This window comes from Saccharothrix longispora (assembly GCF_031455225.1).
In the GTDB taxonomy this organism is placed as follows: Bacteria; Actinomycetota; Actinomycetes; order Mycobacteriales; family Pseudonocardiaceae; genus Actinosynnema; species Actinosynnema longispora.
Window position 1 is genome coordinate 7,519,682 of the sequence record NZ_JAVDSG010000001.1, and the last position, 20,632, is coordinate 7,540,313.

At 74.0% G+C, this 20,632-nt stretch carries 24 protein-coding genes; 17 read left to right on the plus strand and 7 right to left on the minus strand.

Going from position 1 to position 20,632, the window contains the following annotated elements:
• Nucleotides 1-39 precede the first annotated feature (39 nt).
• From mshB to J2S66_RS32840, 3 genes are read left to right on the plus strand one after another with little or no spacing between them, the layout of a single operon-like run.
• Nucleotides 40-879 carry an N-acetyl-1-D-myo-inositol-2-amino-2-deoxy-alpha-D-glucopyranoside deacetylase gene (gene mshB, locus J2S66_RS32830; RefSeq protein ID WP_310312359.1) on the plus strand — a complete coding sequence of 280 codons (840 nt, stop codon included), beginning with the start codon at nucleotides 40-42 and terminating at the stop codon, nucleotides 877-879.
• The gene (locus J2S66_RS32835) at nucleotides 876-1,271 is read left to right on the plus strand and encodes a hypothetical protein (RefSeq protein WP_310312362.1); all 396 of its coding nucleotides are present in this window, start codon (nucleotides 876-878) and stop codon (nucleotides 1,269-1,271) included. The genes mshB and J2S66_RS32835 overlap by 4 nt, the downstream gene beginning before the upstream one ends.
• Nucleotides 1,249-1,992, plus strand: coding sequence for a hypothetical protein (locus J2S66_RS32840; RefSeq protein WP_310312365.1), 744 nt, complete (start codon nucleotides 1,249-1,251; stop codon nucleotides 1,990-1,992). The genes J2S66_RS32835 and J2S66_RS32840 overlap by 23 nt, the downstream gene beginning before the upstream one ends.
• Here J2S66_RS32840 and J2S66_RS32845 read toward each other — a convergent pair.
• Nucleotides 1,968-2,729 (minus strand): GNAT family N-acetyltransferase, encoded by a 762-nt coding sequence (locus J2S66_RS32845; protein ID WP_310312368.1) that lies wholly within the window; start codon nucleotides 2,727-2,729, stop codon nucleotides 1,968-1,970. The genes J2S66_RS32840 and J2S66_RS32845 overlap by 25 nt on opposite strands.
• A 156-nt stretch (nucleotides 2,730-2,885) precedes the next feature.
• On the opposite strand from J2S66_RS32845, the gene fdxA reads away from it, so the two are divergent.
• Together fdxA and dapC are read left to right on the plus strand one after the other, a co-directional pair.
• Nucleotides 2,886-3,212, plus strand: coding sequence for a ferredoxin (gene fdxA, locus J2S66_RS32850; RefSeq protein ID WP_033430540.1), 327 nt, complete (start codon nucleotides 2,886-2,888; stop codon nucleotides 3,210-3,212).
• Nucleotides 3,209-4,300: a succinyldiaminopimelate transaminase gene (gene dapC / locus J2S66_RS32855; protein WP_310312377.1), complete on the plus strand. Its 1,092-nt coding sequence runs from the start codon at nucleotides 3,209-3,211 to the stop codon at nucleotides 4,298-4,300. Before fdxA ends, dapC begins: the two co-directional genes overlap by 4 nt.
• A 47-nt stretch (nucleotides 4,301-4,347) precedes the next feature.
• Here the strand turns inward: dapC and dapD are convergent, their stop codons facing one another.
• Nucleotides 4,348-5,322, minus strand: coding sequence for a 2,3,4,5-tetrahydropyridine-2,6-dicarboxylate N-succinyltransferase (dapD, locus tag J2S66_RS32860; protein WP_310312380.1), 975 nt, complete (start codon nucleotides 5,320-5,322; stop codon nucleotides 4,348-4,350).
• Between the two features lie 25 nt (nucleotides 5,323-5,347).
• Here dapD and dapE point away from each other — a divergent pair, with 25 nt between their 5' ends.
• The 3 genes from dapE to J2S66_RS32875 are packed head-to-tail and all read left to right on the plus strand — an operon-like array spanning nucleotide 5,348 to nucleotide 7,737.
• On the plus strand, nucleotides 5,348-6,409 hold the full coding sequence (dapE, locus tag J2S66_RS32865) for a succinyl-diaminopimelate desuccinylase (protein WP_310312383.1): 1,062 nt from the start codon (nucleotides 5,348-5,350) through the stop codon (nucleotides 6,407-6,409).
• 27 nt (nucleotides 6,410-6,436) lie between these two features.
• On the plus strand, nucleotides 6,437-7,204 hold the full coding sequence (locus J2S66_RS32870; RefSeq protein WP_310312386.1) for an LOG family protein: 768 nt from the start codon (nucleotides 6,437-6,439) through the stop codon (nucleotides 7,202-7,204).
• Nucleotides 7,201-7,737, plus strand: coding sequence for an LOG family protein (locus tag J2S66_RS32875; protein WP_310312388.1), 537 nt, complete (start codon nucleotides 7,201-7,203; stop codon nucleotides 7,735-7,737). Before J2S66_RS32870 ends, J2S66_RS32875 begins: the two co-directional genes overlap by 4 nt.
• A gap of 339 nt (nucleotides 7,738-8,076) precedes the next feature.
• On the opposite strand, the gene J2S66_RS32880 is transcribed toward J2S66_RS32875, so the two are convergent.
• A complete protein-coding gene (locus tag J2S66_RS32880) occupies nucleotides 8,077-9,567 on the minus strand; it encodes a CocE/NonD family hydrolase (RefSeq protein WP_310312391.1) in 1,491 nt (496 codons plus the stop codon).
• Nucleotides 9,568-9,692: 125 nt separating this feature from the next.
• On the opposite strand from J2S66_RS32880, the gene folP reads away from it, so the two are divergent.
• From folP to J2S66_RS32910, 6 genes are all read left to right on the plus strand, one after another.
• On the plus strand, nucleotides 9,693-10,556 hold the full coding sequence (gene folP, locus J2S66_RS32885; RefSeq protein WP_310312395.1) for a dihydropteroate synthase: 864 nt from the start codon (nucleotides 9,693-9,695) through the stop codon (nucleotides 10,554-10,556).
• 74 nt (nucleotides 10,557-10,630) lie between these two features.
• Nucleotides 10,631-10,969: a PadR family transcriptional regulator gene (locus J2S66_RS32890; RefSeq protein ID WP_310312398.1), complete on the plus strand. Its 339-nt coding sequence runs from the start codon at nucleotides 10,631-10,633 to the stop codon at nucleotides 10,967-10,969.
• On the plus strand, nucleotides 10,951-11,628 hold the full coding sequence (locus J2S66_RS32895) for a permease prefix domain 1-containing protein (protein ID WP_310312401.1): 678 nt from the start codon (nucleotides 10,951-10,953) through the stop codon (nucleotides 11,626-11,628). Before J2S66_RS32890 ends, J2S66_RS32895 begins: the two co-directional genes overlap by 19 nt.
• A 27-nt stretch (nucleotides 11,629-11,655) precedes the next feature.
• Nucleotides 11,656-12,021 carry a DivIVA domain-containing protein gene (locus J2S66_RS32900; protein WP_310312404.1) on the plus strand — a complete coding sequence of 122 codons (366 nt, stop codon included), beginning with the start codon at nucleotides 11,656-11,658 and terminating at the stop codon, nucleotides 12,019-12,021.
• Entirely contained in the window at nucleotides 12,008-12,418 is a 411-nt protein-coding gene (locus J2S66_RS32905; protein ID WP_310312406.1) for an SRPBCC family protein, read from the plus strand. Before J2S66_RS32900 ends, J2S66_RS32905 begins: the two co-directional genes overlap by 14 nt.
• The gene (locus tag J2S66_RS32910; RefSeq protein ID WP_310312408.1) at nucleotides 12,415-12,972 is read left to right on the plus strand and encodes a DNA-3-methyladenine glycosylase I; all 558 of its coding nucleotides are present in this window, start codon (nucleotides 12,415-12,417) and stop codon (nucleotides 12,970-12,972) included. Before J2S66_RS32905 ends, J2S66_RS32910 begins: the two co-directional genes overlap by 4 nt.
• Here J2S66_RS32910 and J2S66_RS32915 read toward each other — a convergent pair.
• Nucleotides 12,959-13,738 carry an enoyl-CoA hydratase-related protein gene (locus tag J2S66_RS32915; protein ID WP_306745913.1) on the minus strand — a complete coding sequence of 260 codons (780 nt, stop codon included), beginning with the start codon at nucleotides 13,736-13,738 and terminating at the stop codon, nucleotides 12,959-12,961. The two genes, J2S66_RS32910 and J2S66_RS32915, sit on opposite strands and share 14 nt — an antisense overlap.
• Nucleotides 13,739-13,803: 65 nt before the next feature.
• Nucleotides 13,804-14,583: a PaaX family transcriptional regulator gene (locus tag J2S66_RS32920; protein WP_306745914.1), complete on the minus strand. Its 780-nt coding sequence runs from the start codon at nucleotides 14,581-14,583 to the stop codon at nucleotides 13,804-13,806.
• A 263-nt stretch (nucleotides 14,584-14,846) separates the two neighbouring features.
• Here J2S66_RS32920 and J2S66_RS32925 point away from each other — a divergent pair, with 263 nt between their 5' ends.
• Together J2S66_RS32925 and J2S66_RS32930 are read left to right on the plus strand one after the other, a co-directional pair.
• A complete protein-coding gene (locus J2S66_RS32925; RefSeq protein WP_012783412.1) occupies nucleotides 14,847-15,014 on the plus strand; it encodes a DUF3117 domain-containing protein in 168 nt (55 codons plus the stop codon).
• Between the two features lie 152 nt (nucleotides 15,015-15,166).
• Complete coding sequence (locus J2S66_RS32930) at nucleotides 15,167-16,597, plus strand: leucyl aminopeptidase (RefSeq protein WP_310312434.1); 1,431 nt, start codon at nucleotides 15,167-15,169, stop codon at nucleotides 16,595-16,597.
• A gap of 38 nt (nucleotides 16,598-16,635) precedes the next feature.
• Here the strand turns inward: J2S66_RS32930 and J2S66_RS32935 are convergent, their stop codons facing one another.
• Both J2S66_RS32935 and glgA read right to left on the minus strand, forming a co-directional pair.
• Nucleotides 16,636-17,988, minus strand: a complete 1,353-nt coding sequence (locus J2S66_RS32935) for a hypothetical protein (protein WP_310312436.1) — start codon at nucleotides 17,986-17,988, stop codon at nucleotides 16,636-16,638.
• Between the two features lie 119 nt (nucleotides 17,989-18,107).
• Complete coding sequence (gene glgA, locus J2S66_RS32940; protein ID WP_310312439.1) at nucleotides 18,108-19,271, minus strand: glycogen synthase; 1,164 nt, start codon at nucleotides 19,269-19,271, stop codon at nucleotides 18,108-18,110.
• A 103-nt stretch (nucleotides 19,272-19,374) separates the two neighbouring features.
• On the opposite strand from glgA, the gene glgC reads away from it, so the two are divergent.
• On the plus strand, nucleotides 19,375-20,589 hold the full coding sequence (gene glgC / locus J2S66_RS32945) for a glucose-1-phosphate adenylyltransferase (protein WP_310312442.1): 1,215 nt from the start codon (nucleotides 19,375-19,377) through the stop codon (nucleotides 20,587-20,589).
• Nucleotides 20,590-20,632 lie beyond the last annotated feature (43 nt).

Consider the following 20,632-nt stretch of genomic DNA (forward strand, 5'->3'; position numbering starts at 1 on the left):
ACGGCACGGGGCGCAGCACCCCACATCTACCCTGATCCGGTGACGCTCACTGCTCCACCACGGCTGATGCTGGTCCACGCGCACCCCGACGACGAGAGCCTGTGGACGGGCGGCACGATCGCCCGCTACGCGGCGATGGGCGTGCACGTCACCGTGGTCACCTGCACCCTCGGCGAGGAGGGCGAGATCATCCCGCCCGCGCTGCGCAACCTCGCCGCGGACGCCGCCGACCAGCTCGGCGGCTACCGCGTCGCCGAGTTGCGCTCCGCCTGCGCCGCCCTGGGCGTGACCGACCACCGGTTCCTCGGCGGCATCGGCCGCTGGCGCGACTCCGGCATGGCGGGCACGCCCGCCAACGCCCACCCGCGGGCGTTCGCGCAGGGCTCGCTCGACGAGCAGGTCGAGGCGCTGCGCGAGATCATCGCCTCCGTGAAGCCCCAGGTCGTCGTCACCTACGACGCGTTCGGCGGGTACGGGCACCCCGACCACATCCGCGCGCACCACGTCACCACGGCCGCCGCCGTCGACGTGGACCGCGTGTTCCACGCCGTCACGTCCCACGCGGCCACCACCGAGGGCATCGCGAAGCTCGCCGGGTTCGCCGACCTGCCGTGGCGGCTGCCCGAGGAGGGCGAGCTGCCCACCACCGACGACGCCGAGATCACCACCGTCGTGGACGTCTCGGAGCACCTGGTGGCGAAGCTGCGGGCCCTGCGGGCGCACTCCACGCAGGTCGGCGTGTGGCAGGACGGCGCGGGCGGCGCGTCCTACGCCCTGTCCAACGGCATCGCGCAGCCCGTCGTGTCCGATGAGTACTACGTGCTGGCCAAGGGGCCGGCGGCGGGTGCGGAGGCGGACCTGTTCGGGGGGTTGGATTGACGGACCGCCTCGCCCTGGCCGGTATCGCGGCGGCGTCGTTCGTGCTGGCCGTGCTCCAGCTGTTCTTCCTGCCGCTGAGGTTCGACGGCACGCTCCTGCCGCGGCTCGGCGACTGGCCGTTCCCGCTGACCGCGGCGCTGGCGGCGGTGACCACGCCCGCGCTGGTCGTGCTGGCCTCCCGGCACGCCCGCGGCACCCTGGGCGCCGCCTCGCCGCTGCTGGTGTGGGTGGGGACGCTGCTGCTGTTCGCGGTGCTCGGGCCCGGCGGGGATGTTTTGCTGCTCGGCGACTGGCGCACCCTGTTGCTGTTCGCCGGCGGCGCGCTGCCCGGCGCCATCGCGGTCGGGGGCTACCTGGGGAGACGAGCCGGTGTCCGAGGCGATCACCGATAGGGACGTGGTCCGCGCGCTGCGGCCGTTCGTGCGGGCCACCGGCCCGCTGCTGGACACGCTGCGCGAGGCGAACCTGCTCGGCCTGCGCGACCGCGAGGTCGAGCGCGACGCCGACCGCGGGCTCGTGGACAAGCTGTGGGACCAGCTGTCGAAGGTCAAGGTGCCGGGCACGGCCGCGTGGGCGCGCATGGACGTGCACCAGCGCGACGAGTGGTGGCTCAACCGGCTCGGGCGGTTCGTGTCGCTGCTCGCGGCGCTGCCCGGCGTCGGCGGGGCGCTCGCCGACCGGCTGCCCATCCAGGCGGCGCTCGGCGCGGCCGGCCAGGGCCTGCTGCTGTCGGCCGTCGCCGGCGAGCACGGGTTCACCTCCACCGAGGACCGGGTGCGGCTGCTCGCCCACGTGCTGTTCCAGCGCGAGGTCGACGGGACGGCGGTGGAGCAGGACGCCGCCGACCGGGAGGCCGAGGACCGCGCCACCGAGGAGCTGACCTCCGAACTGGGGGAGCGGTCCACGTTCAAGGCCATCGGCGCCACCGTGTGGAAGCTCGCCAAGGTGCTGTGGCGGCTGGAGGACGAGCTGGACAAGCGCCCGCAGGGCCGGTTCTACCACCAGGCGCTCGGCATGCTGCCGGTCGTCGGCGTCGTCGGGGACTACTTCGGCGAGCGGTCGGCCCTCAAGCGGGTCCGCGCCGCCGCCTACGCGTGGTTCGCCACCCAGTAGCGGTAGCGGTGGTGCTCCGCGCACCCCAGCGACTCGTACAGCGAGATCGCGGCCGCGTTGTGCTCGGCCACCTGGAGCGCGCACCTCGTCGCCCCGCGCCGCCGGCCCCAGTAGGCGAGGGCGCCCATCAGCTCGCGCGCCAGGCCGCCGCGCCGCGCCCCCGGCCGGACGGCCAGCCGCGCCACGTGCAGCAGGTCCCCCACCACGGCGCCGCGCACCGCCGCCAGCACCACGCCGTCGCGGGTGACCGCGCCGAACCCGACCGCGTCACCGGTGGTCAGGACGTGCCGCTGCGCCCGCGTCGGGTTCGGCTGGGCGGCCAGTTCCCACCAGCCGGGAGGTGGGACGTCCGTCACGTGCGCGCCGTCGTCGCCGGGGGTGGGCCCAGGGGAGCGCTTCGGGGTCGCGAACCCGCTCAGCGGGCCCGTCATCACGAGCGATTCCGCCCCGCCCGGGTGGTCCTCGTCGACCCGCCACCCGGCGGCCTCCACACCGGCCTCGGAACGCGACCCGACCACCACGTGCGCGGTCGGCGCGATCGAGTTCTCCCTGGCGAAACCGGTCACCCTGGCGAGCGCCTCGTCGACCGGCAGACCCGGATCGCCCGTGGTCAGAGCACTGTTCGCGCGGCCCGTGAACCCGGCCGCGGCACGCAGCCGCCACTGCCCGAGGGGTTCGTCCACCAGCGCCGGCCAGGCGTCCGCGCAGCGCTGCTCCAGAGCGGTGACGTCGTCCACCACCGCATGGTGCCCCGCCGCCACCGGCATCGTGCTGTGAGGTGGGCCACTGTCCTGGTGTGCGCCGATAAGGCGAGCCTCACCGTTGGACAATCGACTCCGCCGCGTACTCTCCGGCTTGCGCGGTGTGGACCAGGACAAGAGCAGGAGAGCGCAGTGACCTATGTGATCGCCCAGCCGTGCGTGGACGTGCTCGACAAGGCGTGCATCGAAGAGTGCCCCGTCGACTGCATCTACGAAGGCGACCGGATGCTCTACATCCACCCGGATGAGTGCGTCGACTGTGGTGCTTGCGAGCCGGTGTGCCCCGTCGAGGCCATCTACTACGAGGACGACGTGCCGGACGAGTGGAAGGAGTACACGAAGGCCAACGTGGACTTCTTCGACGAGCTGGGGTCCCCCGGCGGCGCGTCCAAGGTCGGCAAGGTCAGCGCCGACCCGGCGTTCGTGAAGGCTCTCCCCCCGCAGGCGTCCCACGAGTGACGACCGGCAGGAGGCTCCCGGACTTCCCCTGGGACTCGCTGGCCGACCACGCCGCCAAGGCGCGCACGCACCCCGGCGGCGTGGTCGACCTGTCCATCGGCACCCCGGTCGACCCGGTTCCCGACCTGGTCCGCGAGGCCCTGGCGTCGGTGTCCGACGAGCCCGGCTACCCGACCACCCACGGCACGCCCGCGCTGCGCGAGGCCGTCGTGGGGTCGATGGCCCGCCGGTACGGGGTCGACGGCCTCGACCCGACCGCCGTGCTGCCGACCATCGGCTCCAAGGAGCTGGTGGCGTGGCTGCCGACGCTGCTCGGCCTGGGGCCGGGCGACGTCGTGGCGATCCCGGCACTGGCCTACCCGACGTACGAGGTGGGCGCCCGGCTGGCCGGCGCGACGCCCGTGCGGCTGGCCGACGGCGAACCCGCGCCCCCCGGCACCCGGCTGGTGTGGCTGAACTCGCCGTCCAACCCGACCGGGCGCGTCCAGTCGGCCGCCGCGCTCGCCCAGGCCGTGGCCGACGCGCGCGCGGTGGGTGCCGTGGTGGCGTCGGACGAGTGCTACCTGGCCCTGTCGTGGACCGCGACGCCGGTGTCCGCGCTGCGGCCCGAGGTGAGCGGCGGTTCCCCGGACGGCGTGCTGGCGGTGCACTCGCTGTCGAAGTCGTCCAGCCTGGCCGGCTACCGCGCGGGGTTCGTCACCGGTGACCCGGCGCTGGTCGCGTCGCTGCTGGAGGTGCGCAAGCACGCGGGCATGATCGTGCCGCGGCCCGTGCAGGCGGCGATGGCGGCGGCGTTGTCCGACGACGCGCACGTGGCGGCGCAGCGGTCGCGGTACGAGGCGCGTCGCGCGGTGCTGCTGCCCGCGCTGGAAGCCGCCGGGTTCACCGTGGACCACTCCGAAGCCGGCCTGTACCTGTGGTCCACGCGCGGCGAGTCGGCGTGGGACACCGTGGCGTGGCTGGCCGACCGCGGCGTGCTGGTCGCGCCGGGCACGTTCTACGGGCCGACCGGTGACCGGCACGTGCGCATCGCCCTGACGGCCTCCGACGAACGCGTGGCGGCCGCGGTCGACCGCCTGACCGCCTGACCCGCGCTCACGACGTGCGGGTCGTGAGCGCGGGACACGCGGGCGGATCAGTCGTTGGCGTGCAGGGCCGCGTTCAGCTCGACGCCCGTGCCCTTGCGCGGCAGGACCTTGACCACGCCCGTCGTCGAGTCGCGGATCAGCAGCAGACCCGACATGCCGGACAGCTCGGCCGCCTTCACCACCGCGCCGTCGGCGCCGGTGACCTTCGTGCCCGCCGTGACGTACAGGCCCGCCTCGACGACGCAGTCGTCGCCCAGCGAGATGCCGACACCCGCGTTGGCGCCGATCAGGCACCGCTCGCCCACCGAGATGACCTGCTTGCCGCCGCCGGACAGGGTGCCCATGATCGACGCGCCGCCGCCCACGTCGGAGCCGTCGCCGACCACGACGCCGGCCGAGATGCGGCCCTCGACCATGGACGCGCCGAGCGTGCCCGCGTTGAAGTTCACGAAGCCCTCGTGCATGACGGTCGTGCCGGACGCCAGGTGCGCGCCGAGGCGGACGCGGTCGGCGTCGGCGATCCGCACGCCGCCCGGCAGCACGTAGTCCACCATGCGGGGGAACTTGTCGACGCCGTGCACGGTGACGTGGCCGCGGGCGCGCAGCCGCAGCCGCGTCTCCTCGAAACCCTCCACGGCGCACGGGCCGAAGTTCGTCCACACCACGTTCGCGAGCAGCCCGAAGATGCCGTCCAGGTTCGCGCCGTGCGGCTTGACCAGGCGCGACGACAGCAGGTGCAGGCGCAGCCACACGTCGTACGCCGAGGCGGGGGTGTCGTCGAGGGAGGCGATGCCGACGCGGACGCCGACGACCTCCACGTCCCGCTCGGCGTCGGCGCCCAGCTGCCTGGCGGCTGCCTCGCCGAGCGCCCCGGCGACCTCGGCGGACGACAGCAGCGCCACGCCGGGCTCGCCGTCCGAGCCGAGGGACGGCGACGGGAACCACGTGTCGAGCACGGTGCCGGAAGGGGTGACGGTGGCCAGGCCGACGCCGTACGCGCCGGTGGGGTTCGCGGTGCTCACGGGTGGCAACGGTAACGTGCGGCGGGTGGCCGACACCCTGCACCTCTCCGCCGATCCCGTCGAACTGACCGCCGCCCTCGTCGACGTGCCCAGCGTCTCGGGCGACGAGGCCCGTCTCGCCGACCTGGTGGAGCGCGCGCTGCGGGAGCAGACGCGGCTGGAGGTGGTCCGCTCCGGCAACGCCGTGCTGGCGCGCACCAACCTGGGCCGCCCGTCGCGCGTCGTGTTCGCCGGGCACCTCGACACGGTGCCGGTCAACGACAACCTGCCCTCGCGGCTGGAGGACGGCGTCCTGCACGGCCTCGGCTCGGTCGACATGAAGGGCGGCGACGCGGTGATGCTGCACCTCGCCGCGACCGTGACCGACCCGCGCCACGACCTGACGTTCGTGTTCTACGACTGCGAGGAGGTCGACGCGGTCCGCAACGGCCTGGGCCGCGTCGAGCGCGACCTGCCGGAGTGGCTGGCGGGCGACCTGGCGATCGTGTGCGAGCCGTCGAACGGCGTGGTCGAGGCCGGCTGCCAGGGCACCATGCGGATCGAGGTGCGCACGAGGGGCGCGCGGGCGCACACGGCGCGCGGCTGGATGGGCGAGAACGCGATCCACGCCCTCGGCGAGGCGCTGCGCAGGCTGGAGGCGTACGAGCCGCGGCAGCCGGAGATCGACGGCTGCCGGTACCACGAGGGCCTCCAGGCGGTGAAGGTCGAGGGCGGTGTCGCGGGCAACGTCGTGCCGGACGCGGCGGTGCTGACGGTGAACCACCGGTTCGCCCCCGACCGCAGCCCCGAGCAGGCCGAGCGGCACCTGCGCGAGGTGTTCGACGGCTACGACGTCACGGTCACCGACGTGTCCCCCGGCGCGCTGCCGGGTCTGGGCGCCCCGGTCACCCGGGAGCTGGTCGAGGCGGCCGGCGGGGAGCCGGTGGCGAAGCTCGGCTGGACCGACGTGGCGCGGTTCGCGGCGCTCGGCATGCCCGCGGTGAACTTCGGGCCGGGCGACCCGGTGCTCGCGCACACGCGGCAGGAGAACGTCCAGGTGAACGAGGTGCGGCGGTGCGTGGAAGTGCTGCGTCGCTTCCTGGGGTGACCCCGTCCCGCGGCTACACTCCCGGTGATGAGCGAGAACGGCGTTGACGAGCACCCGAAGGAGAAGCAGCGCGGGCCCGTGGTCCTGCGTCGTGGGCGCAGGGAGGAGCTGACGACCACCGACCAACGCCTGCTGGACTCGCGCGGCCACACCGACTGGGTGCACACGGACCCGTGGCGGGTGCTGCGCATCCAGGCCGAGTTCGTGGAGGGCTTCGGCGCGCTGGCCGAGGTGCCGAGCGCGGTGACCGTGTTCGGGTCCGCCCGCACGGGCCGCGACCACCCGGAGTACGACACCGGCCGCCGACTGGGTCGGGCGCTGGCCGAGGCCGGGTTCGCCTGCATCACCGGCGGCGGGCCGGGTGCGATGGAGGCGGTGAACCGGGGCTGCTCGGAGGCGGGCGGCTTCTCCGTCGGACTGGGCATCGAACTGCCGTTCGAGCAGGGCCTGAACCCGTGGGTCGACCTGGGCGTGAACTTCCGCTACTTCTTCGTCCGCAAGACCATGTTCATCAAGTACTCGCAGGCGTTCATCTGCCTGCCGGGCGGCTTCGGCACGCTGGACGAGCTGTTCGAGGCGCTGACCCTGGTGCAGACGAAGAAGGTCACCAAGTTCCCGGTGGTGCTGTTCGGGACGAAGTACTGGCAGGGCCTGTACGACTGGGTGAAGTCCTCGGTGCTCGACGGCGGCAAGGTCGGTGAGAAGGACCTGGAGCTGCTGTACCTGACGGACGACATCGACGACGCGGTGCGCGTGGTGAACGAGGCGCACAAGGCGTGGGCGGACGCGCATTGACCACCGTCACCGTGTACTGCGGGTCGTTGCGGACGGTCCCGGAGAGCTACCTGGAGCTGGCCCGGCGCGTGGGCGAGGAGATCGCGGCGCGCGGCTGGTCGTTGGCGTGGGGCGGTGGCCGCACGTCGATGATGGGCGCGGTGGCGAAGGCGGCCCGGGAGGGCGGCGCGCGCACCACCGGCGTGATCCCGCGCGGTCTGGTGGACCGGGAGGTCGCGGACGCCGAGGCCGACGAGCTGCTCGTGGTCGACACGATGCGCGACCGCAAGGCGCTGATGGAGGCGCACGGCGACGCGTTCCTGGCGCTGCCCGGCGGGATCGGCACGCTGGAGGAGATGTTCGAGGTGTGGACCTCGAAGGTGCTGGCCATGCACGCCAAGCCGGTGGTGGTGCTGGACGTGGACGGCCACTACCGGGGCTTGCTGTCGTGGCTGGGCGAGCTGTGCGAGCGCGGGTTCGTGTCCCGGTTCGCGCTGGACTCGCTCGTCGTGACGGACGACGTGACCGCCGCCCTGGACGCCTGCGCCGCCTGACGGCCCGACCGCCCGTCCCCCGGCGAGTCGCACCCCCAGCCCGCGCGAGTCGTGCGTTCAGGTCGCGCGAGTCGTGCGTTCAGGTCGCGCGAGTCCAACGCTCAGGTCGCGAGAGTCCAACGCCCAGGGGCGGTGAGTTCTTCACTCGCGAGTAAAGAACTCACCGCCCCTGGACGCACGACTCTCGCGACCTGAACGTACGACTCGCGCGGGCTGGACGTACGACTCTCGCGACCTGGGCGTACGACTCGCGCGACCTGGGCGTTGGACTCTCGCGGGGGTAGGTGGGCGGGGCCGGCACGTCCGCCAGGCGCGCGGACCGGTCGGCCAAGGCCGCTGTCAGCTGCGCGGGACGGCGAGCCACGAGTCCGCGCCGAACGCCACCGACGACCCGGGCGCGCTGGAACCCTGGTAGCGGGCGTCCACGGTGTCGACGACCAGCACGAGCCGGTTGCCCACCCCCACGTTCCACACGGTCGGCTCCAGGTCAAGGTCGACCGCACGGGTGTGCGTGCCGGTGAGCGTGACGGGCTTGTGCGTGATCAGCGCGCCCAGGCCCAGGGCGTTCACCTCGTACAGGTAGGCGAACAGGGTGGTCCTGGCGGCGCTCGGGGTCACGGTGAGGTGCGCGCGGGGCGTGCCGCTGACGGTGGTGGCGCCCCACTGCACGGGTCCGCGCCACACGGCCGCCGCGCCCCGGTCGATCAGGGGCGTGGACACGCCGACGGGCAGCCGCAGGAACCCCTGGAGGGCGCCGGACACGAGCACGGTGCCGCTCTCGGCGATGGTCGGCCACCCGGCGCCGATGCGGTCCGCGGCCAGCGGCACGGTGTCGGTGCGCGCGGTGGCCGCGGCCCACGTCGGGTGGGAGCGCCAACTGCCGCCGTTGTTGGGCTTGACCTGCACGGGGTGCTCGCGGTCGATGCCGTTGGCGACGCCCTTGAGGTGGTGGTCGAACCAGCGGCCGACGGAGTCCCAGATCTCGTTGGGCAGCCCGGCCGCGCCGAACAGCTCGGCGGTGGCGTGGTCGCCGGGGGACAGCATGAGCCGCTTGGGCGTGGTCAGGGCGGTGAAGAAGTCGGTGATCTGGCTCGGCGGGAACAGCCCGTCGTTCCACGCGTTGCCGATCATCACCGCGGCCTGGATCGAGCCGATCCTGGACATGGGCGAGCGGGGCGGCGAGATCGGCAGCACGTCCTCGAACCGCTTCTCCCGGTAGGCGGCCTCGGCGTCGCGCAGCACGGGGCCGGGGCGGCCGGTGAGCTTCCCGGCGGTGAGCAGCAGGTCGACGGCCTGCCCGCTGACCGTCTCGTTCGGGTAGAGCGAGCGGGCCAGGTCGGTCCACGTGGACAGCGCGGCGACGGCCTTCACGCGCGGGTCCGCGGCGGCGGCGAGCAGGGACTGGCCGGCGCCGTAGGAGATGCCGCCGACGCCGACCCTGGACGCGTCGCCGCGTGCCTGGGCGATGCCCCAGTCGATGACGCGGCTGACGTCGGCCACGGTGTCCGGTCCGGCGACGTCGATCTCGCCCGCCGAGTCGTGGAAGCCGCGGCTCGTGTAGCTGATCACCACGTAGCCGGACTCGTAGGCGAGGCGCGCGGCGGCGCCGACGTACTCGATGTTGTTGACGCCCCAGCTGGAGGGCAGCACGAGCAGCGGGAACGGTCCGCTGCCGCGGCCGGTGGGCTCGACGACGAACGCCTTCAGCGGGGTGCCGCCCTGGCCGGGGATGGTCCGGTAGCCCACCGCGAAGCCGGGGGCGGCCTGCGCGGGTGGTGCGAGCACGAGCGCCACGAGGGCGGCGAGCAGCAGGGGGAGTGATCGGCGCACAGGGTCCTCCTTGACCGTGACCGGGATCACGCAGGGTGTTACCGGTGAGTAAGCCATCCGTACTCGCGGGTAGCAATGGCCTGTGACACGGCTCACGCGGAGCTGTGACGTGGCACGATGCGGTCATGCTGCGGTTCGGTGCACGGGAGGTCGCGGGCGATCGCGCGTTGGTGATGGCGATCGTGAACCGGACCCGCGATTCGTTCTACGACGGGGGCGCGGCGTTCTCCGACGACGCCGCGATGGCCGCCGTGGACCGGGTGGTCGCCGAGGGCGCGGACATCGTCGACATCGGCGGCGTGAAGGCCGGTTCCAAGGGCGAGGTGGTCGACGCGGCCGAGGAGGCGCGGCGGGTCGTGCCGTTCGTCGCCGCCGTCCGCGAACGTCACCCGGACGTGGTGATCAGCGTCGACACGTGGCGGCACGAGGTGGGCCGCGCGGTGTGCGCGGAGGGCGCGGACCTGATCAACGACACGTGGGCGGGCGCGGACCCGCGGCTCGCGGAGGTGGCGGCCGAGTTCGGCGTGGGCATCGTCTGCTCGCACACCGGCGGCCTGCCGCCGCGCACCGACCCGCACCGCGTGCGCTACCCCGACGTGGTGGCCGCCGTGGTCGGCGAGCTGGTGGAGCGGGCCGAGCGGATGGTGGCGCTGGGCGTGCCGCGCGAGGGCGTGCTGATCGACCCGACGCACGACTTCGGCAAGAACACGTGGCACGGCCTGGAGCTGCTGCGGCGGTTGGACGAGCTGGTCGCCACGGGGTGGCCGGTGCTGATGGCGCTGTCCAACAAGGACTTCGTGGGCGAGACGCTGGGCGTGGACGTGGCGGACCGGGTGGACGGCACGCTCGCCGCGACCTCGGTGGCGGCGTGGACGGGCGCGAGGGTGTTCCGGGCGCACCAGGTGCGGCAGACGCGGCGCGTGGTGGAGATGGTGGCGAGCATCGCGGGCACCCGACCCCCCGCGCGGGTGCTCAGGGCGCTGGCCTGACGTCCGCCGGCGGGAGACGGGGACCGGTGCCGACGGGGTTCGCACCGCGACCGCGATCCGTAGACTGACCACCCGTGAAGTCCGACGCGCTGCGGGGCCACCTCGACGCGCTGCTGCTGGCCGTCCTCGACGGCGGCCGGCTGCACGGCTACGCCATCATCGAGGCGTTGCAGCAGCGCAGCGGCGGGGTGCTCGACCTGCCCACCGGCACCGTCTACCCGGCGCTGCGCAGGCTGGAGGCGGCCGGCCTGGTCACCAGCGAGTGGAGCACCGTCTCCGGCCGGCAGCGCCGCACCTACCGGCTCACCAGGGCCGGTGAGCGGGCCCTGGTGGCGGAGCGCACCGCGTGGCGCGAGTTCACCACCGCGATCGACGGCGTCCTCGGAGGTGGACCGTGGCCCGCGCGAGCCTGATCGACGACTACGTCACCGCCCTCGACCGCCGCCTGCGCGGACCCGCCGCCCTCAAGGACGACCTGCTCGCCGAGGCCCGCGACAGCCTCGTCGACGCCGCCGACGCCCACCGCTCCCGCGGCCTGCCCGACACCGACGCCCAGCGCCGCGCCGTCACCGAGTTCGGGCCCGTCACCACCGTCGCCCGCGACTACCAGGGCGTCCTCGGCCTCGCCCACGGCACGCGCACCCTGCGCACCGTCATCCTCGTGCTGCCCCTCGCGCACCTGCTGTGGGAGCTCAACCGCCGGTTCTGGATCGGCGCCTGGGACCCGTTCGCCGCCCCGCCGCCCGACTGGTACCTGCTGGTCGCGCGCGCCAACGACGCCGCCTCCTGGGTCGCCGCGGGCGCCGCCCTCCTGGCCCTGCTCACCGGCCGCGCCCTGGCCCGGCTCGGCGTCGGCGCCACCACCCTGGCCCGGCTCGCCGGCGCGGTCGCCGCCGTCGCCGTCGGCGCGGCCAGCACCGGCAACCTCTCGATCATGGTCGCCACCGCGCACCTGGACCCGTCGCGCCTGCTCATGCCGCCGCCCGTGCTCGCCGCGTCGCTGGTCAGCCTGCTGGTCCTGGCCCGGCTCGCCGTCCTCGCCCGCAGGTGTGTGGTGTTCTCGTCGGTCTGACCGGCGGTGGTGTGCCACGATCGTGCCGTGACCTCAGCGCTCCTCTACATCGTCGTCATGGCGCTCGTGGCGGCCGTGGTGTTCCTCCTCGCCGCGCTGGTGTTCGGCCGCGGCGAGGAGCTCGCGCCGCTGCCGCCCGGCGCGTCGCCCACCCGGCTGCCCGCCGACGACGTGACGCCCGCCGACGTGCGCGACCTCAAGTTCCAGCAGGTCCTGCGCGGCTACAAGATGACCGAGGTGGACTGGGCGCTCGACCGCCTGGCCGGCGAGCTGGAGCAGCTGCGCGCCCGCGTGGCCGAACTGGAGGCCGACCTCGGGATCGAGCCCGCCCGGCCCGCCGTCGCGGAGACGGAACGCGAGACGGAACGGGAGCCCGAACGTGACCCGGCTTGAGCTGCGCGTCGACGTCGACGCCCCCGCCGAGCGCACCTGGGCCGCCCTCACCGACTGGGCGCGGCAGGGCGAGTGGATGCTGCTCACCCGCGTCCGCGTCACCTCCGGCGACGGGGCGAGCGCCGGCAGCGAGCTGTCCGCGTTCACCGGCCTCGGCCCCCTCGGGTTCACCGACACCATGCGCGTCACCGCCTGGGAACCACCCCTGCGCTGCGCCGTCGAGCACACCGGGCGGCTCGTGCGCGGCACCGGCGAGTTCCGCGTCGTCCCGCGCGGCGCGGTCAGCGGGTTCGTGTGGGCCGAGGACGTGAACCCGCTGCTCAACCTGGCCTTCCTGCCCGGCGTGAAGCTGTCCCTGCGCCGGTTCGCCGCCTACGCCCGGGAGTACCCCGCGTGACCCCGCCGCTCGTCCGCTGCCCGTGGGGCGACAGCACGCCCGACTACGCCGACTACCACGACACCGAGTGGGGCGTGGAGCTGCACGGCGACACCGCCCTGTTCGAGCGCATGTGCCTGGAGTCGTTCCAGTCCGGCCTGTCCTGGATCACGATCCTGCGCAAGCGGGAGAACTTCCGCACCGCGTTCGCGGGCTTCGTCCCCGAGGTCGTCGCCGAGTACGGCGACGCCGACTCCGACCGGCTCATGGCCGACGCCGGCATCGTCCGCAACCGCGCCAAGATCACCGCGACCATCGCCAACGCCCGCGCCGTCGCCGACCTCGACGTGCCGCTCGACGACCTGCTGTGGTCGTTCGCCCCCGAGCACCACGTGCGGCCCGCCACCAGCCAGGACGTGCCCGCCGTCACGCCGGAGTCGAAGGCGATGGCCAAGGAGCTCAAGCGCCGCGGCTTCACGTTCCTCGGCCCCACCACCTGCTACGCGCTGATGCAGGCCACCGGCATGGTCGACGACCACATCGCCACCTGCTTCCGGGCGGTCAGCGCCCGGTGAACACCGGCTTCCGCTTCGCCACGAACGCCGCCACCGCCTCCCGGTGGTCCACCGTCGCCCCCGCCTCGGCCTGCGTGCGCGCCTCCACGTCCAGCGCCGCCGCCAGCTCGCCGGAGAACGCCATCGCCTCCTTGATCTTCGCGTAGGCCGTCGTCGGCCCGGCCGCCAGCCGCGCCGCCAGCTCCCGCGCCGCCGACAGCGCCTCGCCGTCCGGCACCACGCGGTTCACCATGCCGATCCGCAGCGCCTCCTCGGCGCCCACCGGCTGCGCCAGCAGCATCATCTCCATCGCCCGGCCGTGCCCGATCAGCCGCGGCAGCGTCCACGACGCGCCCGAGTCCGCCGTCAACCCCACGTTCGCGAACGCCATCAGGAACTTCGCGCCTGCCGCCGCGATCCGCAGGTCGCTCGCGTACGCCAGCGACGCCCCCGCCCCGGCCGCCGTCCCGTTCACCGCCGCGATCACCGGCTTCGGCATCCCCACGATCGCCTTGACCAGCGGGTTGTAGTGCCGCTCCACGGTGTGCAGCGGCGCCGGGTCGCCCGCCTCCAGCAGCGCGACGTGCTCCTTCAGGTCCTGGCCCGCGCAGAACGCCTTCCCCGCGCCGGTCAGCACCACCGCGCGCACCGCGTCGTCCGCCGCGGCCTCCAGCACCGCCTCCAGCAGCCGCTCCTTCAGCGCGACCGTGAACGCGTTGAACGCCTCCGGCCGGTTCAGCGTGAACGTGCGAACGCCCTCGGCGTCGTCGATGAGGAGTTCGGACACAGGTGGACCTCCGAGCTGGTCGTTTGTCTGGGGCAGGTCTCTCTGGGGCAGGTCGTTCCCCGGGCTCAGTCGTTGCCCAGGCTGTCGTCGACGAACTTGGCCACCGCGGGCGCCAGCCGCGCCGTGTGCCGGTCGAAGAACTCGGCCGCCCCCGTGCCGGGCCAGTCCTCGGGCAGCAGCTCGCGCGGCAGCCCCGGGTCCCGGAACAGGAACTTCCGCCACGCGTGCAGGAACCGCTGCGACGCGGCGAACGCGCCCGCCGGCGACGTGCCGTCCACAGCGGACACCACCGGCTCCCACTCCGCCACGAACCGCGCGTAGTCCTCGCCCAGCGCGCCCAGGTCCCACGCCCGCGCCGCCAGCTCCGCGTCACCGCCCTCGTGCGCCCCGCGGAACGTGCTCGCCCGCACGCCCTCCACCGCCAGCACGTCCCCCAGCTCCGCCGACGGCCGCGGTGCGACCCACGTCACCGGGCCCAGCGCCCCGTAGCCCAGCAGCTGCAACGACGACGCCAACCGCTCGCGCGACTCCCGCACCGGCAGCTCCTCCAGCACCACCACGTGCCACCGACCGTCCCACGTGGACGGCCGGGTGCGGTAGATGCGGGCCGCCGCCTCGTCCAACCGCCGCTCCGCCCGCGGTGTCATCGCGTACCCCGGGCCGCCCGCCAGGCGCACCGGCGCCAACCAGCCCTGCCGCACCGTCCGCGACACCGCCGTGCGCACCGCGGGCGCGGCGAAGTCCAGCGGCTCCAGCAACCGGACCAGCGCGGCGATGGTCGCCGCGCCACCCCGCTCGCGGAGGTGGCCGCCGTAGACGTCGAAGAGCGCGGAACGGGCTCGCACGAGAGCCGAGTCTGTCAGGGCCGGCCCGCGACACGCCACAACACCCGGAACGGTCACGACCAGGTGACGACTTCACCCGGTGGGTGGAAGTCCTTGCGGCGCGCCGATCCTGGGCCTGATCAGCGCCTCCGACAAGATCGCCGACCAGCCGCACCGGAGCCGGAAAGATCGGTTCGGTTTCGCAGGTGAGTCCGCATAGGGGAGAATGGGCGGCGTATCCGGCCCTGGTCGGACGGGGAAGATGTTGACGGAGGGAGCACGCGATGGCGGCCATGAAGCCCCGGACCGGCGACGGTCCCCTCGAGGTGACCAAGGAGGGGCGCGGCATCGTGATGCGCGTTCCGCTCGAGGGTGGTGGCCGCCTAGTCGTCGAGATGTCGGCGGACGAGGCCAACGCCCTGGGCGACGCCCTCAAGGCAGCCGCCGGCTGAGCGGCCGGAGCGAGACAGCGTTCGGCGGGCCCCGGTTTCCACTGTGGAACCGGGGCATCGCTGTCGTGACCGCCCCCCGGCCGGCACCCGTGTCCACGGGCTGTGCGCACAGGCTGTGACCAGCCCCTTTCCCGATCACCAGGAGTATTGACGTGCGTGCGCCGCTGCCCACCCCGCTGGTCGCCGTCGAGGTGGCAGACACCCCCAGGCGAGGTGTGCCGGCGGTGCTCGTGGCGTTCGCGGGCGACCCCGTGCGCCTGGCTCCCGGCGGGCCCGCCGACGTGGACACCACCGACGTCACCGGCGAGGTGGGCGCCACCGCCAAGAAGGGCGCGACCTGGGTCGTCGGCGTCGGCGACGGGGCGGTCCGCGACTGGCGCCGGGCCGGCGCGTCCCTGGTCAGGGCGCTGCACGGGGACGCGGACAGGACCGGCGTGCTCGGCTACGACGTCCACCTGCCCGCCGACCTGGACCCGGCCGCCGCGACCGCGTTCACCCTGGGCCTGTCGCTGGGCGGGTACCGCTACCGGATCACCGGGACGGAGCAACCCAAGCGGGTGAAATCCGTGCGCCTGGTCCTCCCCGCACCTTCCCCCCCGCTCACCGACGCGGTCCGGCGGGCCGCGGTCCTGGCCGGGGCGACGTCGCTGTCCCGCGACCTGGCCAACGCGCCCTCGAACGTGAAGGACCCGGCCTGGCTGGCCGCCGCCGCCGCGAAGGCCGCCGTCCCGGGCCTGGAGGTCCGGGTGCGCGACGAGAAGTGGCTGGCCGCCGAGGGCTTCGGCGGCGTCCTGGCCGTCGGCCGGGGCTCGGCCCGCCCGCCGCGCCTGGTCGAACTGTCCTGGCAGGGCTCCGGCGACGGCCCCCACCTGGTGTTCGTCGGCAAGGGCATCACCTTCGACACCGGCGGCATCTCCATCAAGCCGGCGGACGGCATGCACCTGATGCGCACCGACATGTCCGGCGGCGCGGCCGTCATCTCGGCGCTGGTCGCCATCGCCAAGCTCGACCTGCCGGTCCGCGTGACCGGCCTGGTGCCCGCCGCCGAGAACCACGTCTCCGGCAGCGCCTACCGGCCGGGGGACGTGATCAGGCACTACGGCGGCACGACCACCGAGGTGACCAACACCGACGCCGAGGGCAGGCTGGTGCTCGCCGACGCGCTGGCGTACGCGGTGCGGAACCTGGCGCCCGACCACCTCGTGGACGTCGCCACCCTGACCGGCGCGATGAAGGTAGCCCTCGGCACCCGCACCGGCGGCCTGTTCGCGACCGACGACACGCTCGCCGCCCGGATCGCGGAGGCCGGGGAGCGCGCCGGCGAGTCCTGGTGGCGCATGCCGCTGCCGGAGGACCTGGCGGAGGACGTGCGGAGCGACATCGCCGACGTGCGCCAGTGCCCGCCGGGACCGGGTGGCATCACGGCGGCGCTGTTCCTGCGCGAGTTCACCGGGGGAGTGCCGTGGGCGCACCTGGACATCGCCGGCCCGGCGCGGGCGGACAAGGCGTACGACGAGGTCGTGCCGGGCGCGAGCGGGTTCGCGGCGAGGACGCTGATCGAGCTGGCGGAGGGCTTCGCCTGAGGGGGGAGCCGCACGGCCGGGTGACCGCGGGCGGCTCGTCAGAAGTCCAGGCCCACGGTCGCCGGGGCACCGCCCGACACCGCCACCGACCCCAGTCGCGGCAGCACGACCGTGCCCGCCGTCACCGAGAACGTCACCGACCGCACGTCCTCCGGCACCTCCACCACCACCGCCACCGGGAACGCCTCGCCGCCGTGGCGCGCGCCCACCAGCGGCGCCCGCGTCCCGTCCGGCAGCGTCACCACCACCAGGTCCACCGTGATCGGCGCGCCCAGCACGGTCGGCAGGTCGCGCCCCTGCAAGCGCAGCTCCAGCAGCGCCTTCCCCAGGGCGGCGGTGGCCAGTTCGTACTGGTCGCCCGACGACACCGGCCGCTGCCGCCCCAGCCGCGCCCGCACCACCTCGACCGACCCGTTCGCCGACCCGAGCGCCACGGGCGTCGAGGCCGACGTCGACTCCGGTCCGGCCGACCGCCGCAGCACGCCCGCCACCGCGCCGACGGCCTTCCCCGACGGCACCTCGACGCGCTGCTCCAGCGACTTCGCGCCCACCGTGTTCAGCACCAGCGCCTCCGGCCCGCCGCCGACCGGCACCGTGTAGACGACGAGCACCGCCCCGTCCTTCGGCAACCGGTCCGCGGGCAGCGGGTGCCGCCGCCCCGGCAGGTCCAGCGCCAGTTCCGGGGGCTGCGGCAGCCACCCGCGCCACGGCGTCTGCAGGAACGCGCTGTCGACCTCGCCGTGCTTCACCACCCGCAACCGCAGCACGCGCAGCGCCACCCCGTGCTCGGCCCGCAGTTCGCCCTCGGCCGTCGACCACGACGGCGGCGACGCGTAGCCGGTGACCCGCACTTCCAGTTGGTCGTCGCGCACCGAGGCCGACGCCTCGTCCACGTCCTGGCCCTCGTCGGGCAGCACGGCGAGGAAGTCCGGGCCGGCCCCGCCGACGCCCTGGTCCGCGGTGGTCTCGCGGCCGTCGGTGCGCACCAGCGTGCCGACCGGCGTGCTGCGCGTGCCCTGGGCGGGCACCTGCGGCGGCCCCACCTCCAGCCGCACGCCGGACGCGCCGCGCCCGACCTCCGCCAGCGGCACCGGTACCCAGTCGGTCGTCGCGGCCGTGCCGGGCACCTGCACGGGCCCGCACCACAGCCTGGTGTCCACGTCGAACGCCCTGCCGGTGCGGGCGAACCAGCAGCTCACCGCGTCGTCGCTGGTGCGCGCCACGTACCCGAAGGACAGCGTGTAGCTCAGCTCGGCCTCGGCCCGCGCCTGCAACGAGGCCGCGTCGACGACCGGCTGACCGCCGATGGTCAACCGGACCTGCTCGGCGCTGAACGCGGGTGCGGCGCACCCGGCGCCCAGCAGCGCGAGCAGGACGACGACCCACCGCATGCGAACCCCCACCAGTAGCCCTCTGGCCCCTACTGGTTAAAGGCGGTCGCCACCGCGCCTGGTTGCACTCACCTACATGTGACGCATATCACATGTAAGTGTCGAGTGGTGTCGACCGGTCACCCGGTGCCGTCCGACGCCGCCCGGTAGACCTCCACCGTCTGCTCCGCCACGGTGGCCCACGAGAACTCCTCCACCGCCCGCGCGCGCCCCGCCCCGCCGAACGCCGCCGCCCGCGCCGGATCGCCCAGCAGCTCGTTCACCGCGTCCGCCAGGCCCTCCCGGAACGCCTCCACGTCGCGCTCGTCGTAGTGCACCAGCAGCCCCGTCCGACCGTGGTCCACCACCTCCGGGATGCCGCCCACGTCCGACGCCACCACCGCCGTCCCGCACGCCATCGCCTCCAGGTTCACGATCCCCAGCGGCTCGTACACCGACGGGCACACGAACACCGCCGACGCCGACAGCACCTGCCGCACCTCCGCCGGCTGGAGCATCCGCTGGATCCAGACCACCCCCGGCCGCGCCGCCGCCAGCTCCGCCACCGCGGCCCGCGTCTCCTCCGCGATCTCCGGCGTGTCCGGGGCGCCCGCGCACAGCACGACCTGCGCGTCGTGCGAGATCCGGTGCGCCGCCGCCACCAGGTGGCCCACGCCCTTCTGCCGCGTGATCCGCCCCACGAACGTCACGATCGGCCGCCCCGGGTCGATCCCGTGCCGCGTCAACGCGTCCGTCTCGGCGACCGGGTGGTACGCCGCCGTGTCGATCCCGTTGCGCACCACGTGCACCCGCGCCGGGTCCAGCGCCGGGTAGCAGTCCAGCACGTCGGCCCGCATCCCCTCCGACACCGCGATGACCGCGTCCGCCGCCTCGTACGCCGTCCGCTCGACCCACGACGAAACCCGGTACCCGCCGCCCAGCTGCTCCGCCTTCCACGGCCGGCGCGGCTCCAGCGAGTGCGCCGTCACCACGTGCGGGATGCCGTACATCAGCTTCGCCAGGTGACCGGCCATGTTCGCGTACCACGTGTGGGAGTGCGCGACCTGCACGTCACCCAGCGCCGCCGCCATCTCCAGATCCACCGACAGCGTCGCCAGCGCCGCGTTCGCCCGCTCCAGGCCGTGCGCCGGGTTGTGCGCCCGGGCGTCCGCGCGCGGCCCGCCGAAGGCGTGCACGTCCACGTCCACCAACTCGCGCAACCTCGGCACCAGGAAACCCACGTGCACGCCGGCGCCGCCGTAGACCTCCGGCGGGTACTCCCGTGTCAGCAGTCCAATTCGCACGGGCCCACCGTAACCCCGCTGCCGGGGGCAGCCGGGTGAACAAGCGGAGTCCGCGCCGCTTCGCCGTTGGTGGGCCGGTGCCGGCCCGGTTAGGGTCGTTCTCGTGAAAGGGCAACCGCACGTTCTAGGAATTGTCCTCGCCGGTGGCGAAGGCAAACGGTTGTGGCCGTTGACCGCCGACCGGGCAAAGCCGGCGGTGCCCTTCGGCGGTAACTACCGGCTCGTGGACTTCGTCCTGTCCAACCTGGTGAACGCCGGCTTCGTCAAGTTGTGCGTGCTCACCCAGTACAAATCCCATTCCCTGGACCGGCACATCTCGACGACCTGGCGGCTGTCCAATGTGCTCGGCCAGTACGTCACGCCGGTGCCCGCCCAGCAGCGCCTCGGCCCGCGCTGGTACACCGGCAGCGCCGACGCCATCTTCCAGTCGCTCAACCTCGTCAACGACGAGAAACCCGAGCACGTGATCGTCTTCGGCGCCGACCACGTCTACCGGATGGACCCCGGCCAGATGGTCGACCAGCACGTCCGGAGCGGCGCGGGCGTCACCGTCGCCGGCATCCGCGTGCCCCGCGCCGAGGCCAAGGCGTTCGGGTGCATCGACTCCGACGAGACCGGGCTGATCACCCGTTTCCTGGAGAAGCCCGCCGACCCGCCCCACGTGCCCGGCGACCCCGAGGTCACCTTCGCGTCGATGGGCAACTACGTGTTCACCACCGAGGCGCTGATCGAGGCGCTGCGGACCGACGCGGCCGACCCCGACTCCGACCACGACATGGGCGGCGACATCATCCCGATGCTCGTGGACCGGGGGCAGGCGCACGTCTACGACTTCGCCGACAACGCCGTCCCCGGCGAGACCGACCGCGACCGCGGGTATTGGCGGGACGTCGGGACCATCGACGCCTACTACGAGGCGCACATGGACCTGGTGTCCGTGCGGCCCGTGTTCAACCTCTACAACCAGGCGTGGCCGATCCGCACCGCGACCCCGCCGCTGCCGCCGGCGAAGTTCATCGCGGGCGGCAGCGCGGAGGACTCGATGGTCGGGCCGGGGTCGATCATCTCCGGGACCGTCCACGGGTCGGTCGTGTCGTCCGACGTGGTGGTCGAGACCGGGTCCGTGGTGCAGGGCAGCGTGCTGCTGCCCGGGGTGCGGATCGGACGGGGCGCGGTCGTGCGGCGGGCGATCCTCGACAAGAACGTCGTCGTGCCGGACGGGGCGCTGATCGGCGTCGACCCGGCGACGGACCGGCAGCGGTACACCGTGTCCGCGGGCGGCGTGACGGTGCTGGGGAAGGGCGTCACCGCGGGGTGACCGGCGGTGTGGCCGGTGTGGTCGGGGACCCCTCGTGGCGGTC